General features: G+C 38.3%; 15 protein-coding genes. 9 read left to right on the top strand and 6 right to left on the bottom strand.

Annotation, left to right across the window (positions count from 1 at the left end; all coding sequences use genetic code 11):
• Window positions 1-792, top strand: coding sequence for an inositol monophosphatase family protein (locus Q8M41_RS15170; RefSeq protein ID WP_305366134.1), 792 nt, complete (start codon window positions 1-3; stop codon window positions 790-792).
• 144 nt (window positions 793-936) lie between these two features.
• Here Q8M41_RS15170 and Q8M41_RS15165 read toward each other — a convergent pair whose 3' ends face one another.
• Window positions 937-1500 (bottom strand): NifU family protein, encoded by a 564-nt coding sequence (locus Q8M41_RS15165; protein WP_305366165.1) that lies wholly within the window; start codon window positions 1498-1500, stop codon window positions 937-939.
• A 59-nt stretch (window positions 1501-1559) separates the two neighbouring features.
• The gene (purB, locus tag Q8M41_RS15160) at window positions 1560-2924 is read right to left on the bottom strand and encodes an adenylosuccinate lyase (RefSeq protein WP_305366133.1); all 1365 of its coding nucleotides are present in this window, start codon (window positions 2922-2924) and stop codon (window positions 1560-1562) included.
• A 187-nt stretch (window positions 2925-3111) separates the two neighbouring features.
• Here purB and Q8M41_RS15155 point away from each other — a divergent pair, with 187 nt between their 5' ends.
• The 5 genes from Q8M41_RS15155 (at window position 3112) to Q8M41_RS15135 (ending at window position 10013) form a co-directional block, all read left to right on the top strand.
• Window positions 3112-3729 carry a TetR/AcrR family transcriptional regulator gene (locus Q8M41_RS15155; protein ID WP_305366132.1) on the top strand — a complete coding sequence of 206 codons (618 nt, stop codon included), beginning with the start codon at window positions 3112-3114 and terminating at the stop codon, window positions 3727-3729.
• Between the two features lie 4 nt (window positions 3730-3733).
• Window positions 3734-5071 carry a TolC family protein gene (locus tag Q8M41_RS15150; protein ID WP_305366131.1) on the top strand — a complete coding sequence of 446 codons (1338 nt, stop codon included), beginning with the start codon at window positions 3734-3736 and terminating at the stop codon, window positions 5069-5071.
• A 22-nt stretch (window positions 5072-5093) separates the two neighbouring features.
• Entirely contained in the window at window positions 5094-6188 is a 1095-nt protein-coding gene (locus tag Q8M41_RS15145; RefSeq protein WP_305366130.1) for an efflux RND transporter periplasmic adaptor subunit, read from the top strand.
• A 42-nt stretch (window positions 6189-6230) separates the two neighbouring features.
• Window positions 6231-9617 carry an efflux RND transporter permease subunit gene (locus Q8M41_RS15140; protein ID WP_305366129.1) on the top strand — a complete coding sequence of 1129 codons (3387 nt, stop codon included), beginning with the start codon at window positions 6231-6233 and terminating at the stop codon, window positions 9615-9617.
• A gap of 171 nt (window positions 9618-9788) precedes the next feature.
• A complete protein-coding gene (locus Q8M41_RS15135; RefSeq protein WP_305366128.1) occupies window positions 9789-10013 on the top strand; it encodes a hypothetical protein in 225 nt (74 codons plus the stop codon).
• Window positions 10014-10104: 91 nt separating this feature from the next.
• On the opposite strand, the gene Q8M41_RS15130 is transcribed toward Q8M41_RS15135, so the two are convergent.
• Complete coding sequence (locus tag Q8M41_RS15130) at window positions 10105-10290, bottom strand: hypothetical protein (RefSeq protein WP_305366127.1); 186 nt, start codon at window positions 10288-10290, stop codon at window positions 10105-10107.
• Between the two features lie 137 nt (window positions 10291-10427).
• On the opposite strand from Q8M41_RS15130, the gene Q8M41_RS15125 reads away from it, so the two are divergent.
• Together Q8M41_RS15125 and Q8M41_RS15120 are read left to right on the top strand one after the other, a co-directional pair.
• Entirely contained in the window at window positions 10428-10994 is a 567-nt protein-coding gene (locus tag Q8M41_RS15125; protein WP_305366126.1) for an RNA polymerase sigma factor, read from the top strand.
• 10 nt (window positions 10995-11004) lie between these two features.
• Complete coding sequence (locus tag Q8M41_RS15120) at window positions 11005-12096, top strand: serine protease (RefSeq protein ID WP_305366125.1); 1092 nt, start codon at window positions 11005-11007, stop codon at window positions 12094-12096.
• Window positions 12097-12157: 61 nt separating this feature from the next.
• Here Q8M41_RS15120 and Q8M41_RS15115 read toward each other — a convergent pair whose 3' ends face one another.
• Genes Q8M41_RS15115 through pdxH form a run of 3 tightly spaced genes read right to left on the bottom strand, consistent with a single transcriptional unit; the run spans window position 12158 to window position 14511 of the window.
• Complete coding sequence (locus Q8M41_RS15115; protein WP_305366124.1) at window positions 12158-13339, bottom strand: NADH-quinone oxidoreductase subunit D; 1182 nt, start codon at window positions 13337-13339, stop codon at window positions 12158-12160.
• A gap of 11 nt (window positions 13340-13350) precedes the next feature.
• Window positions 13351-13848 carry an NADH-quinone oxidoreductase subunit C gene (locus tag Q8M41_RS15110; RefSeq protein WP_305366123.1) on the bottom strand — a complete coding sequence of 166 codons (498 nt, stop codon included), beginning with the start codon at window positions 13846-13848 and terminating at the stop codon, window positions 13351-13353.
• 9 nt (window positions 13849-13857) lie between these two features.
• On the bottom strand, window positions 13858-14511 hold the full coding sequence (gene pdxH / locus Q8M41_RS15105; RefSeq protein WP_305366122.1) for a pyridoxamine 5'-phosphate oxidase: 654 nt from the start codon (window positions 14509-14511) through the stop codon (window positions 13858-13860).
• A gap of 336 nt (window positions 14512-14847) precedes the next feature.
• Between pdxH and Q8M41_RS15100 the strand changes: the two genes are divergently transcribed.
• Window positions 14848-15411, top strand: coding sequence for a YqgE/AlgH family protein (locus Q8M41_RS15100; protein WP_305366121.1), 564 nt, complete (start codon window positions 14848-14850; stop codon window positions 15409-15411).
• The last annotated feature ends 186 nt before the right edge of the window (window positions 15412-15597 follow it).

Raw genomic sequence — 15597 nt, 5'->3', positions numbered from 1 at the left:
ATGGATCTTTCAAAACTCACAACCGGTGTAATATCCTTATCCAAAGAAGTTGGTGAATTTATTCGAAAAGAGGCTCTGGTCTTCGAGCGCGAACAGGTTGAGTATAAGGGACTTCATGATATGGTTTCGTATGTTGACAAAACAGCAGAAATAGCTCTGGTTAAAGGCCTTAGATTGTTGCTTCCTGAAGCTGGATTTGTTACTGAAGAAAAAACCACCACCATCACCGGTGAGAAATATGATTGGATCATTGACCCGCTCGACGGAACAACAAACTTTATACACGGACTTCCTACATATTCCATTAGTATAGCCCTGCAATGTGATGATGAACCCATTCTTGGAGTGGTTTATGAGATAAACAGGGATGAATGTTTTTCAGCCTGGAAAAATGGAGGTGCATACTTAAATAGTAAGCGGATCTCAGTATCAAAGGCATCCAGGATTGAAAATACACTGCTTGCAACTGGATTTCCCTATTACGAATTCGGAAAACTTGATGCTTATCTGGCTGTTTTGAAAGAATTGATGCAGCGGTGCCATGGCGTCAGAAGAATTGGTTCGGCTGCAATTGATCTTGCCTATGTAGCCTGTGGGAGATTTGATGGCTATTTCGAGTTTAATCTCAATTCATACGATGTAGCTGCCGGAATCGTTTTGGTTCGGGAGGCAGGTGGTCATGTATTTGATTTTACTGGCGGAAATAATAGCATTGAACGGAAGGAAATGGTGGCAACAAATGGATTTATTTCAGCAGAATTACTTCTTATATTGGAGGAAAAATTCAACTAATTCTAAATACAAATTATTATGTCGACCACAATAAAGTGATGTAAGTATCAGACATCAGACTTCAGACATCAGATAACTGACAACAGAAAGCCCCTCTTCAGAACATTTCTGAAGAGGGGCTTTTCAACTAGGAGATAATATTATCTATAAAGCTTCAGAAACCACCTCGGTTACTTCAGGAACCATTCGCTTTAAGAGATTCTCAATTCCTGACTTAAGGGTAATTGTTGAAGAAGGGCATCCGCTGCATGATCCGCGTAATTCAACGGTAACTATACCCTCTTTAAATGATCTGTAGCTGATTGCACCACCATCCTGCTCAACTGCCGGGCGAACATAATCATGCAATATCTGCTGTATTTTTATTTCAGTTTCAGAGCCTTCAAAATTTGCAAGGGCTACTTCTTTCTCAACAATATTAAGCTCAGATTCGACAGCTCCTTTTACAAATTCTTTCAGAATGGGTTCAATATCCTGCCAGTCTGCAGTTTCAGATTTGGTGATTGTAACGAAATTGCTTGCAAAAAATACACCGGTAACAAAGTTGAACTTAAAAAGTTCACGTGCAAAATGCGACTTCTCTGCACTTTCCTTATTTGGGAAGTCAATACTATTATTAGTAAGTAACTTATTAACCAAAAACTTACGGGTAGCAGGATTTGGAGTAATTTCGGTATATACGTTTGTTGTTGAAGTTGCAGTGCTCATATTCATGAATTTATATACAAATTTACTAATTTTTAAACTCATGAATAGCCGAATTAAAGTTATGACACATGAATGACTGCCTGAATTCCAGTGTAATTGGAAGGAGAAATTGCCTTCAACTCCTGTTTCACTTCCTCAGATATATCAAGTTTGTCAACAAATTCAGCAATGGTACTTCTATTTATTTGCTGATTAGTCCGGGTAAGGTCTTTCAGTGCTTCATAAGGATTCGGATAGGCTTCACGTCTCAGAATGGTTTGTATTGCTTCGGCAACCACTGCCCAGTTTGATTCAAGATCCGCCTGGATGCTTTCTTCATTCAGCAATAGCTTTTTGAAACCTCTTAGGGTCGATTTTATTGCAATCAAAGTATGTGCGACCGGAACTCCGATGTTTCTAAGCACTGTTGAGTCTGTAAGGTCGCGTTGAAGCCTGGAGATAGGAAGCTTCGCTGCCAGATGTTCAAAAATAGCATTTGCCAGACCCAGGTTACCCTCAGAATTTTCGAAGTCGATTGGGTTGACCTTATGCGGCATTGCAGATGAACCTACTTCTCCAGCTTTGATTTGCTGCTTGAAGTAATTCATTGAAATATACGACCAGATGTCTCTGTTCAGATCTATCAGGATGCTGTTGATCCGTTTCATAGCATCGCAATGTGCCGCAAAATTATCGTAATGCTCAATCTGTGTAGTATACTGAGAGCGGTTTAATTCCAGACGCTCATTCACGAACTTATTCGCAAATTCTGTCCAGTTAATTTCAGGGTAGGCTACATGGTGGGCATTAAAGTTCCCTGTTGCACCACCGAATTTAGCTGAAAACGGAATGGATTTCAATTGTTCAAGCTGGGTTTCAATCCGCTCTACAAATACCTGCAATTCCTTCCCCAGTAAAGTGGGTGAAGCCGGCTGTCCATGGGTATGTGCCAGCATTGGTATGGCCGACCATTCAGATACCCTTCCTTTGATATGATCTAGCAGTTCTTTTAATGCCGGGAGATAGGATGAATGGACAGAAAGTTTAAAAGAGTAAGGAATAGCTGTATTATTTATATCCTGTGAAGTCAGTCCAAAATGGATAAACTCTTTGAATTCATTTAATCCCAATTCGTTAAACTTATCCTTAATAAAGTACTCAACAGCTTTTACATCATGATTGGTTGTCTTTTCGATCAATTTAACTGCCTCAGCATCAGATTCAGAAAAATTTAAATACACCTTTCTCAAGGCTTCAAATTTACTTTTATCGAAATTTTTTAATTGGGGTAAGGGAATTTCGCATAACGAAATAAAATATTCTACTTCAACATATACCCTGAACTTTATTAAAGCGGCTTCAGAGAAGTAAGAGGATAGTTCCTGGGTAGAATTATGATAGCGTCCATCGATGGGAGAAATAGCAGATAATGGAGAAAAGTTCATATCGGGATTTTTTGCGAAGTTACGATTTTTATTTATTGTCTGAGGTGAGAGTATGAGGTCTGAGGTCTGACTTCCGACCTCCGACTTCCTACTTCTGATCTCATTAAATTAAATATTTTTTTATGGAAACTTTGGAATTATTAAAAGTTTCCATAGTTTTACAGCCGAATTAAAAAAGAGGTGTGAAGTGGAAGTAAAAGAGTACATAATTTCTGAATCTGATAAGCTTTTCTGCCAGTATGGTTTTAAAAGTGTAACGATGGATGATATTGCCAGACATCTGGGGATGTCTAAAAAGACTATTTACACTCATTTTTCTGATAAGAATGAGATTGTGAATATCGTAATTGACATGAAGTTAAATTGTCAGAAATGTGTGATCAAAGAAAATATTGAGACAGCTGAAAATGCAGTTCATGAAATGTTTTTTGCTGTAACAAATATGAAGGAGCTTTTATCTAACATGAACCCGACACTTTTTTATGATCTTCAAAAGTACCATCCCCAGGCATGGATTTATTTTAAGGAGTTCAGGGAAAAGCATCTTTATTCGACTATTCATGACAATTTATTACGTGGAATCAGAGAGGGTTATTACCGGGATGATATTAAACCGGATATTCTAACTCAAATGAGATTGGAACAAATTGATCTGATCTTTAATGGAAATTCGACGTATACAAGTGGTAAATATGGACTTGTTCAGGTAATGTCTGAATTGACAGAACATTTTTTATATGGGATATGTACTCTTAAAGGACATAAATTGATTAATAAATACAAGGAAATAACTGAAGAAGAATAATACTATGAAATACAAATACCTTACACTAATGCTCTGTCTTTTTAGCATAATTGATGCCAGGGCACAATTGGTTGATACTGTTGCCAATTTTAGTCTGCAGGAGGCTATTGATTACGCACAGAGAAATCAGAGTTCGATACAGAACGCTAAAATTGATGAAGAAATTGCAGCAAATACGGTTAAGCAGACTATCGGAATTGGTTTACCTCAGGTGAATGGAAGTGTAAACTTTCAGGATTTTCTGAAGGTTCCAACTAATTTAGTGCCGGGTGAAATCTTCGGACAACCGGGTAAATTATTGCCGGTGCAATTTGGTGTTAAATACCAATCTTCCCTAGGATTGGAACTCAATCAATTATTATTTGATGGTACTTATCTCGTTGGTTTACAGGCATCAAAAACCTATAAAGAATTGTCGAGCAAGAGTTTGAAACGTAGCCGTATTGAAACTGCAGTTGCTGTCACTAAAGCCTATTACTCAGTGCTCGTAAGTAATGAACAGTTGAACCTTCTGGATGCAAACATGCTTCGCTTAAAAAAGTCGCTGGATGATACAAAAGTCCTTTATAAGAATGGTTTTGTAGAAAAAATTGATGTTGATAGGCTCACAGTGCTCAATAATAATCTTGAAACTGAACGTGAAAATGTAATCAGGCTTTTAGATCTGAATGTGAATCTGTTGAAGTTTCAGATGGGAATGAGTATCCAAAGTAAGCTTACATTAAAAGATTCCATAGCCGGGCTTCAGGTGGTTCAAACTTTCGCTGTTTCGGATACCAGTGCTTACAAAAACAGGATTGAATATTCATTACTTGAAACTCAGAAAAAGTTGAACGAACTTGATTTGAAGAGATATAAGAGCCAGTTTTTGCCATCGCTTTCTGCATTTGGTAGTACCTCGCAAAATTTGTTGGCTAATAGTTTTGGAAGTTTGTTTGACAGAAGTTTTCCAACATCCATTATAGGTTTCCGCCTGGCCGTTCCTCTTATTTCAGGTGGTATTAAACTCTATCAGGTTCGTAATGCAAAGCTTGAAATTCTTAAAACTCAGAACAATCTGATCAATTTAAAAAATGGAATCAGTCTTGAGGTTGAACAGGCTCAGACAACTTATCGGAATGGTTTGAAATCCCTCGAAAATCAAAACCGTAATATGGAGCTTGCTCAGGAAGTATTAAGGGTAACAAAAATTAAGTACGAGCAGGGTGTTGGTTCAAGTATAGAAGTTACAACAGCCGAAACCTCTCTTAAGGAGGCTCAGAACAACTACATTAATGCACTTTATGATCTTTTAATCAATAAGGTTAACATGGATAAGGCATCAGGTAAGATAGTTTATTAAAAAAAACTCAAAAATCACTCAAATGAAAAGAATACTATTAATCTCTACTGTTATCTTTCTGGCATCATGCGGAGGAAAACCAACGGATAAAAAATCTGAGCTGGAAGCGCTGAAGAAGGAGCGTGCATCCTTAAACTCAAAAATTGAAAAGCTTGAAGCTGAAGTTGGAAGTGTTACCGCTGCCGAGGATGTGAAAGATATTTCTGTTTTAGAATTAAAAGAGACCTCATTCAAAAACTATTTGGAGGTACAGGGAAAAGTCGATGCAGAAGAGAATGTACAGGTAAATCCTCAAGCCCAGGGTATTGTTACTGCTGTTTATGCTGTCATCGGACAAAATGTTAGTAAAGGACAGGTATTGGCACAAATAGATGATCAGGTTTTGCGCCAGAATATTTCTGAACTAGAAACTCAACTCGACCTCGCAACAACGCTTTATGAGCGTCAAAAGAGCCTTTGGGATCAGAAGATTGGAACGGAAGTCCAGTTTTTGAATGCAAAAACCCAGCGTGATGCAGCTCAGCGCCGTATTGCTACCCTAAAGACCCAGGTTTCGATGTTCAAAATAAAATCTCCTATCTCCGGAACTATCGATGCGATGGATCTCAAAGTCGGACAGGCAGTTTCACCAGGAATGTCAGGCATCAGGGTGGTAAACGCAAGTAAATTAAAGGCTAAAGCTTTGGTTGCCGAGTCGTATGCAAGCCGGGTTAACCAGGGAGATAATGTTCAGGTAATATTACCTGATGTTCCAGATACGGTTTCAACAAAAATCTCATTCGCATCAAAAACCATAGATCCGGTATCAAGGAGCTTTAATGTTGAAATAAAGCTTCCTTCAAACAGTAAGTATCGCCCTAATATGCTTTCAATTCTGAAAATAGTTGATTACCAAAATCTTAAAGCATTGGTAGTTCCGGTAAATGCAATACAAAAGGCCGAGAATGGTGATTATGTATTTGTAGAAGAAAGAGGTAAAGCAAAGCGGGTTAATGTTCAGACAGGTAAAATTTCTGAAGGACAGGCTGAAATTATTTCTGGTCTCAAAGTAGGAGACAAGGTTATTATTGCAGGTACTAATGGTTTAAGTCCGGGTGATATAGTTAAAGCTAATTAATTGTATCTACCAATTAAAGACAGCATCATAATTTAAAATAAGATGGAAGACATTAACAAAGAATTTAAACCATCCAGTTGGGCAATTGAAAACAGAACAGCCATTTATGTGCTGACTGTGATTATTGCAGTAATTGGGTATTTTTCATACATAGGATTGCCAAAGGAAAATTTTCCTGAAGTTGTAATCCCTAAAATATTTATTCAGACGGTTTATCCTGGTACTTCTCCGGCCAATATGGAGAATCTGGTGACCAAACAGATTGAAAAGCAATTGAAGTCAGCTTCTGGTTTAAAAAGGATCACCTCCAATTCTTACCAGGATTTTTCAATAATTACAGCTGAGTTTAATACAAATGTTGAAACCAAAGATGCCAAGCAAAGGGTAAAGGATGCAGTTGATAAGGCGAGACAGGATCTCCCTTCCGATCTGCCGAATGAACCTAATGTGATGGATATCAACCTTTCGGATTTGCCGATTATGTACCTGAATATTTCCGGCGACTATGACCTGAAAAGCCTGAAGAAATATGCTGAAGAAGTTCAGGATCAGATTGAAAGCCTTAAGGAAATTTCCGGTGTTGACATTGTCGGAGCTCTTGAACAGGAGGTACAGATCAATGCTGACCTGAATAAGATGGCAGCAGCTCAGATTTCTTTTGGAGATATAGAACGTGCCGTGGGTTACGAAAACCTTACCATTTCTGGAGGAACCATAAAAATGGATGGGGTCCGCAGAACGCTGAATGTAAAAAAAGAATTCGTCAGCGCACAGGAATTGTCCAATCTGATTATTAAAACTCCTACTGGTTCTTCCGTCTATCTGAGAGATATTGCTGAAGTTAAAGATTCATTCAAGGAGCAGGAAAGTTATGCCCGCTTATACGGAAAGAATGTAATCACTCTGAATGTTAAAAAGAGAAGTGGTGAAAATCTGATTGACGCATCTGATAAAATCAATGCACTGATCAAGGAAATGAAAGTAAGTTCATTGCCTAAAAATCTGAATATTACTGTAACCGGCGACCAGTCAGACAGAACCCGTATCACCTTACATGACCTTATTAATACTATTATCATAGGTTTTATTCTGGTAACTGTTATTCTGATGTTCTTTATGGGTATAACCAATGCACTCTTTGTCGCATTGTCAGTTCCCTTATCCATGTTTATCGCATTTATGGCTATGCCGGCCCTTGGAGGAATAATGGGCTTCAGCTTTACGATGAATATGATGGTTTTGTTCTCCTTTCTTCTCGGACTTGGAATTGTTGTGGATGATGCTATCGTAGTGATAGAAAACACACACCGAATCTTCGACAATGGAAAGGTTCCGATTAAGAAAGCAGCAAAAATTGCTGCTGCAGAGGTGTTCTTGCCGGTACTTTCGGGTACACTGACTACATTGGCTCCGTTCGTGCCTTTATTATTCTGGCCGGGTGTGATAGGAGAATTTATGTTCTTCCTGCCGATGACTCTGATCATTACCCTTCTTGCCTCTCTAGTGGTAGCCTATATAATCAATCCTGTGTTTGCAGTTGATTTCATGGTGCCTGAGGATCATTCTATAGTAAAACCATCCTTTGATAAAAGTGTCAGAAAGAATCTACTGATATTTTTAGGTGCTGCAATACTTGGGTATCTAATCAATTTTGGAATCGGAAATCTGGTGGTTTTCGTCGGATTGCTTTATCTGCTTAATCATTTTTATCTGAGCAATGCGATACGGAATTTCCAAACAAAGATTTGGCCTCGTGCACAGGATAAATATGTATCCCTCCTTAAATGGGCTATATTAAGACCAAGAACTATACTTTGGGGAACCGTTGGATTGTTTTTTCTAACTCTTCTCCTGATTACTGTTGTACCTCCCAAAATCGTGTTCTTTCCAAAGGCAGATCCGAATTTCGTTTATGTCTATATCCAGTTACCGGTAGGTACGGATCAGGCATATACCAATGAAGTAGTTAAAAGGGTTGAAGAAAATGTGACCAAAGTTGTAGGAAGGGATAATAAAGATGTATCCTCTATTCTATCTAATGTTACAATCGGAGTTACAGACCCACAGAGTGAAGATCAGGGACAGTATTCTAATATGGGAAAGGTCACTGTAGCATTTGTGAGTTTTGGAAAGCGTACCGGGGAAAGTACTTCGGTTTACCTCGATAGGATAAGGGGGGCTGTAAAAGGAATTCCGGGTGCTGAAATCACTGTGGCGCAGGAGCAATCAGGTCCGCCAACAGCCAAACCGATTAGTATTGAAATAACAGGAGATAACCTTGATTCTCTTGTTAAAGTTTCAGAAAGCTTGAAACAATACCTCGATAGTCGTCAGATTGCCGGTGTTGAAGAGTTGAAGTCAGATTTTCAGAGTAATAAGCCCGAGATTATTTTCGATATTGATCGCGAGCGTGCTAATCGGGAGGGTATTTCCAGCGGACAAATTGGAATGGATCTGCGTACGGCTATTTTTGGAAAGGAAGTTTCGAAGTTCCGTGATGCAAATGAAGATTATGAGATCAACCTGAGGGCAAATGAAAGTCAGAAAAATAATCTGGACGCATTAAGAAATATGAAAGTCACTTACCGCGATATGGGTATGGGTGGAATTATCCGCCAGGTACCACTTTCTTCTTTTGCGACTATAGATTATGTAAATACATATGGAGGAATCAAGCGCAAACAGGAGAAGAGGATCATTATTCTTTCATCCAATGTGTTGGGTGAATACAATCCGAATGAGGTTGTTGCTAATATACAACGTGAAATTGATCAGTTTAAAGCTCCTGCTGGGGTTGAGGTTAATATGGCGGGGGAACAGGAAGAACAGCAGGAAACAATGCTATTCCTGGGTACTGCATTGATGATCTCCTTAGGACTTATTCTTATCATTCTGGTAACTCAGTTTAACTCAATTACAAAGCCATTGATCATCCTGAGTGAGATCTTATTAAGTATAATTGGGGTATTGCTTGGTGTTACCATATTCAGAATGGAGATGTCTATTGTAATGTCTGGAGTGGGTATTATTGCTCTTGCAGGTATTGTAGTGCGAAATGGTATTCTGTTAGTAGAATTTACTGAATTAATGATCGAACAGGGGATGGATATCAAGGATGCCATCATTGAAGCCGGCAGAACCAGGATGACTCCGGTATTACTTACTGCTACGGCAACCATGTTAGGTTTAATTCCGCTGGCAGTAGGTTTGAATATGGATTTTGTTACCCTGTTTACAGAATTTGATGCAAACCTTTATTTTGGTGGAGATAACGTTGCTTTCTGGGGACCACTATCATGGACCATGATATTCGGCCTTGGTTTTGCAACCTTCCTGACCTTGATTCTGGTTCCATGTATGCTATTGATAGGTGATTCAAACTCTAAACGAATAAAAGGATGGTTTAAGAAAAAGCCTGAAGCTGTTTAGAAATTATAATTGAAATATTCTGAAGCGGGTCATATCAGCATGACCCGCTTTTTTATTTGGAATTATTTTTAGGATCTTCTTTTCTGGTATTAAAATTGATTATATATATTCAAGCTTCCGGCCTATCCGGTTTATCCTTCTGATGAAGATATTTTTCAGAATGATCAGAAGGTGGCTTTTGATGAGTCTGAATTAACCGGTGAAAAGAAAATTAAATCAGATTCCGGACTTGATGAAGGTCTTGATGTACCCGGAGCCGAACTCGATGATGCCAATGAACTGATAGGAGAGGAGGATGTGGAAAACAATTATTATAGTCTGGGGGTGATGATCATACTGACCTGGATGAAAACTGATTGTTTTCTTCATATCCAGGGACTTGGCGAACAGCTATAAATCAGCTTACTTATAAAGCTTACCCGAGACTATAGAAATAAAAAACCCTCCAGGATTATATCCTGGAGGGTCAATTGTAATTTGGGTTTAATTACTTAGTAGCAACTGAATCAACAACAACAGTTGTATCTAATGTAGCAACAGAATCAACAACAACAGTTGTGTCCATAACCGCAGTTGAATCTACAGCAGCTTCTTCAGTTTTGGTTGAGTTACAAGCAGCAACTGATAAAGAGATAGCTAGAGCTAAAAAACCGAATTTGAAAGAATTTTTCATTGTTTTTGTTTTAATTTATTTATAAATAATTACTCTTAATACTCAATTACAAAAAAGGTAACCCTAGCTATTCAAAAAAAAAATAAAAAATTATTTTCCTATCATTGGGTTACAATTCCTGATAAAAAGTATTAATAGTGAAAAAAGAGGTAAAAAGTTCAGTTCCAGCAGATAGTGAGATTGTATTAGGGATACTGAATGATTCAAAGGAAATACTTAGCCGTTTATATATTTCCTATTTTCCGATGGTACTTCAATTAGTACTAAAAAACAATGGAAATGAGGATGACGCTAAAGATGTATTTCAGGAGTCGGTTATCGTTCTTTATAATAAGGTTAAAGCTGGAAACTTTGAGCTAAACAGTAAGCTTAAAACGTTTCTATATTCTGTATGCCGAAGGTTATGGCTTAAGCGTTTAAACGAGCAAAGCAAGACGATCAGGAACATACAGGATTTTTCTGAGATTATTGCTGTTGAAGACGACCTTGAAAAGCATGAAGAAAAGGATAGACAGTTTGCAATAATGGAATCAGCTCTCATGCAATTGGGAGAACCTTGTAAAACTATTATTGAAGATTATTATATACACAACAGATCGATGCAGGAGATCTGCGAGAAATTTGGTTATACCAATGCGGATAATGCCAAAACTCAGAAATATAAATGCCTGCAGCGTTTGAAAAAACTATTTTTTCAAACTTAATTAGAAGAAGATGAAAAGTGATTTGGAATTAACGAATTTAATAGATGCTTATCTTAAGGAGGAATTGTCGGGATCTGTCCTGGCTGATTTTGAGCAATTGAGAAAAAGTGATCCTTCCTTTGATATGAAGGTTGTTGAGCATCGCAACTTTATTTCAAATTTGTCTGATTATGGAAGCAGGGTTAAGCTTTCATCTGATATGAATATGATTCATGAATCATTGGATATTCAAGCTATTAAGGATGAAGTTGCACCCGAAGTGCCCAGGCATATACGATTATGGAAGAAATATCGTATTAACACTGCTATTGCGGCCTCTGTTGCCTTTGTAGCAATCTCTGCAACCTTACTTTCAACCGGTTATTTTTCTAAGTCAATTTCAACTAATGTTAACCTGCTGCGTCGGGAGATCAACAGTATTAAACGTTCCCAGAATGCTTTGATCAAGAACATTAATGATAAGCCTGCGAAAGGTCCTGCAGATCCTGGAGAATTCGGAGGTACAGGTTTTGCGCTATCCTCAAATGGGTACTTAGTTACAAACTTTCATGTAGTAGATGGAGCTGACTCCGTGTATGTACAAAACTCTGAAGGTGAAGCATTTAAAGTAAAATTGATCTATCAGGATCCTGCTTATGATTTGGCAGTACTTCAAATTACTGATCCTGATTTTGAGAAGTTGGCAAGTTTGCCTTATACATTTAAAAAGGCTACTTCAGATGTGGGTGAGGATGTATTTACCATTGGCTTTCCAAGAGATGAGCAGGTTTTAGGAAATGGATATGTCAGTGCAAGAAATGGATATGCAGGAGATACGGTTGCTTATCAGGTTTCAATACCTGTTAATCCTGGAAATAGCGGTGGACCATTACTTGATAATCGTGGAAATGTCATTGGGATAATAAATAGGAAGCAGGCATTAATTGATGGTGCAGCATTCGCGATAAAATCATCCTTTATCCTTAAATCAATAGAAGCAATCCCTCAGGATTCTTTGGATGAAAAACTGGTGGTGAATAAAAGAAATACATTGGCAGGTTTAAGCCGTAAAGATCAGTTCAAGAAACTGGAACCATATATTTATATGGTTAAGGTTTATTAAATATTTTGTTTTGTGTGTATAAAGGCTGATGGAATTAAAAATTCTTTCAGCCTTTTTTAATTTAACGGTCTACCTCGCCAAGTACAATATCAATTGATCCTAGTATAGCTACCAGATCTGCAATTAAAACGCCCCTGGATATTTCGGGGAGTACAGATAAATTATTGAAACTCGGGGCTCTGGCTTTTACGCGTTTGGGAATTTCAGTCTTTCCATCGCAAATAAAATAATAGCCAAGTTCCCCTTTTGGATTTTCAGCCCTGATATAAAAATCCTGCTCTTTGGGTATGATCTTTTTTGGAAGTTTAGCTCTTGGGTCGAATTCAGGACTTCGTTTTAATTCTTTTTGCAATCTGTTAAGACATTGTTCAATGATACGAATTGACTCTGCTATCTCATCTGTACGTATTTTATACCGGTCCCAGCAATCACCGGTCTTTCCCATTTCACCACTTCCAACAGGAATATCAAACTCCAGTTCAGGATAAACAGAATACTCATCGACACGCCTCAGATCCCATTTTAATCCGGATCCTCTGAGCATGGGTCCGGAGCAGCCATAATTAATTGCCACATCAAGAGGAAGAACCCCAATGCCAGCTGTTCTTCCAATGAAGATCTGATTATCCGTAAGTAACTGATTTAACTCAGTGAGCTTTGGCTTAAAATAAGAGATGAATTCAGCGCATCGTTCTTCGAAACCTACCGGCAAATCATAGAAAAGACCGCCAACCCAGATATAATTATATAGCATTCTTGAACCTGATGCCCATTCCAGCATATTCATGATGTGCTCACGATCCCGAAAACACCATAGAAAAGGGGTGAAGGCACCAATATCAATACCATAGGTTCCAATGGCAATGAGATGCGAACTAATACGGTTCAACTCACAAACCAGCACCCGGATGTATTCAACTCTTTTTGGAATATCCTTGTCAATACCCATCATACGTTCAACACCCATCACAAATGCATGATCGTTATTCATGGAAGCCAGATAGTCCATACGATCTACAAATGGGATAATCTGCTGATAAGTAAGGCTTTCGCAATGCTTTTCAAAGCACCGATGCAAATAGCCCATATGAGGGATCACTTCTTTCACGATCTCTCCATCGGTAATCAGCTCAAGTCTTAAAACGCCATGTGTGGAAGGGTGCTGCGGACCCATATTGAGTAGCATCTCTTCAGGCTTGAGGCCTTCAGTTAATTGAGCATATCTGGTTTTATTAAGCTGCATAAGGTAATAGCTCAGTTAATTTTGATTCCTTTATATTCTTCTGCCGCCTGGTAGTCCTTACGCAGGGGATAACCCTCCCAGTCATCAGGAAGCAGTATTCTTCTCAGATCAGGATGGCCTTCGAAATAAATTCCAAACAGATCAAATGCTTCGCGCTCATGCCATTCGGCTGTGCGCCAGACATCTGAAACGCTGTGGAAGGATGGCAAGGTGCCGCTATTGCTGTCGTGATCCTTTATTGTTTTGAGAACAAGTTGTTGTTTGTGCGGTATTGAGGCGAGATGGTAGACTATTTCAAATTTGTTCTTTTCTAGCCCATGATCAACACCACTAAGACAGGAGAGAAAATCAAACCAGGTGTTATTATTGTCTCTGAGCTCTTCACAAACCTGCACAATAAGTTCTGGATCTATTTGTAAAGCCGCTTGTAAGCCAGTTTTTTCAATAGCTGAGATCACACCATCCCCGAATTTATCCCTTAAGAGATCTGTTATTTCATCAAAATTCATAGGTAAAGATCAGGGTGCAAGCCTTACAATTTTCCAACTGGTTTTATCAGCTTTTTTATAAACTATTCTGTCGTGCAAGCGGCTTGGACGGCCCTGCCAGAATTCAATCACCTGCGGTTTTATCAGATAACCACCCCAAAATGCAGGTTTGGGTATCGTTTTATTCTCATATCTTATTTCAGCCTCTTTCCAATCCTTTTCTAGGTCTTCCCGGTCTTCAATTACCTGACTTTGCGGAGAAATCAGGGCGCCAATCTGGCTTTGTTTGGGACGGCTTTGAAAATAACGATCAGACTCTTCTTTACTAAGTTTTTCTACTGTTCCCTCGATTCTTACCTGTCTTGCAAGCTCAGCCCAGTGGAAAACTATGGCTACAACAGGATTTTTCGACATTTCCTTTCCCTTAGCGCTCAGATAATTGGTATAGAACATAAAGCCCCTTTCCTCATATCCTTTTAACAATACAATTCTTGCACTGGGTTTACGGTCAATGCTGGTTGTAGCTAGAGTCATTGCATTCGGCTCATGAATGCCTGCATCCATTGCTTCTTTAAACCATTTGCCAAATTGTTTGATTGGATCTTTATCTACGTCTCTTTTGGATAGTTTTTCAGAAATATATTCCTGACGGAGGTTTTCAAGTGTTTCTTTTTTTACTGCCATTTTAATTGTTTTTCACCTGCTTGGTACAAGGTTTGTTGTCTTATATTACAAACTTAACAATTGCAGATTGCATTCTATCATTTCAATGATTATTAGATATATATTGTAATTTTAAGTATAATAAATTAACGTGAGTTGAATGTATAAATATCTAAAGATTAAGATTTAACCACATAGATTGACTTATACTATGCTTAAAAGGACACATAGATTGAAGCGAAGCTTCGAGGCTATCTGTGTCTAAAATGAAGGTTGGCAGCTATAAAATGCTATGTTTCTATGCGGTTTTAAATATTATGTCGAGTTCAGGTTAAATTATGCTTTATCATTTTCTTTATGCTTAGTCCCCTTAAACCCAAAAGTGGAAGCCTGATCGTTTCAGAACCATTTATGTCTGATCCTAATTTTAAGAGGTCAGTTGTTTTACTTACCGAATCTGAAGAAGCAGGGTCAGTTGGCTTTATCTTAAATCAACGAAGTGATCTGCTTCTGAATGATTTGATCCCCGATTTAAAGGGAGCTGATTTTCCGGTTTACTTCGGAGGCCCGGTAGCACCAGATACTCTTCATTTTGTTCATTCTTGTTATGATAAACTGAATAGCGGAGTTATGATCAGAAAAGGAGTCTTTTGGGGAGGTAATTTCGAAACAATTAAGATCCTTTTTAACAATAATCAGCTTAATTATGAAGAGATCAAATTTTTCGTTGGTTATTCAGGATGGGGTGCTGGTCAGTTGAATGAAGAAATCGATCAGAATTCTTGGCTGGTAACCGATAAATACAGTCCTGAGGTGATTTTTGTTGAAGATGAAGAAAACTTATGGAGAGAAGTGGTTATTGGCCTTGGACCGAAATATGCGCACATTGCTAATTTCCCCGAAAACCCGCAGTGGAATTAGAGTAATCTGTTGTCAGTTGCCGGTTGTCAGTTACCGGTTAGCTCAATGTCCGTGCCTGAATAAGGTTGACTTTTTAAAGGTATACAAACCTGTTATTATTATTGTTGTAACTGTGGGAATGTGGTAAACTCGATAGAGTTTTCCATATTTCCACAGTTTTTTTCTTTTTTGCTTCTTTTTTCTTTT

Source organism: Daejeonella sp. (assembly GCF_030684675.1).
GTDB lineage: Bacteria > Bacteroidota > Bacteroidia > Sphingobacteriales > Sphingobacteriaceae > Daejeonella.
The sequence above is the reverse complement of the archived record's forward strand: the minus strand, read 5'-3'. Positions and strand labels throughout refer to the sequence as shown.

Bases quoted from the DNA above. Each gene is read 5' to 3' on its own strand.
- Q8M41_RS15170 (WP_305366134.1), top strand. From the start codon at position 1: ATGGATCTTTCAAAACTCACAACCGGTGTAATATCCTTATCCAAAGAA.
- Q8M41_RS15165 (WP_305366165.1), bottom strand. From the start codon at position 1,500: ATGAGCACTGCAACTTCAACAACAAACGTATATACCGAAATTACTCCA.
- purB (WP_305366133.1), bottom strand. From the start codon at position 2,924: ATGAACTTTTCTCCATTATCTGCTATTTCTCCCATCGATGGACGCTAT.
- Q8M41_RS15150 (WP_305366131.1), top strand. From the start codon at position 3,734: ATGAAATACAAATACCTTACACTAATGCTCTGTCTTTTTAGCATAATT.
- Q8M41_RS15145 (WP_305366130.1), top strand. From the start codon at position 5,094: ATGAAAAGAATACTATTAATCTCTACTGTTATCTTTCTGGCATCATGC.
- Q8M41_RS15140 (WP_305366129.1), top strand. From the start codon at position 6,231: ATGGAAGACATTAACAAAGAATTTAAACCATCCAGTTGGGCAATTGAA.
- Q8M41_RS15130 (WP_305366127.1), bottom strand. From the start codon at position 10,290: ATGAAAAATTCTTTCAAATTCGGTTTTTTAGCTCTAGCTATCTCTTTA.
- Q8M41_RS15120 (WP_305366125.1), top strand. From the start codon at position 11,005: ATGAAAAGTGATTTGGAATTAACGAATTTAATAGATGCTTATCTTAAG.
- Q8M41_RS15115 (WP_305366124.1), bottom strand. From the start codon at position 13,339: ATGCAGCTTAATAAAACCAGATATGCTCAATTAACTGAAGGCCTCAAG.
- Q8M41_RS15110 (WP_305366123.1), bottom strand. From the start codon at position 13,848: ATGAATTTTGATGAAATAACAGATCTCTTAAGGGATAAATTCGGGGAT.
- pdxH (WP_305366122.1), bottom strand. From the start codon at position 14,511: ATGGCAGTAAAAAAAGAAACACTTGAAAACCTCCGTCAGGAATATATT.
- Q8M41_RS15100 (WP_305366121.1), top strand. From the start codon at position 14,848: ATGCTTAGTCCCCTTAAACCCAAAAGTGGAAGCCTGATCGTTTCAGAA.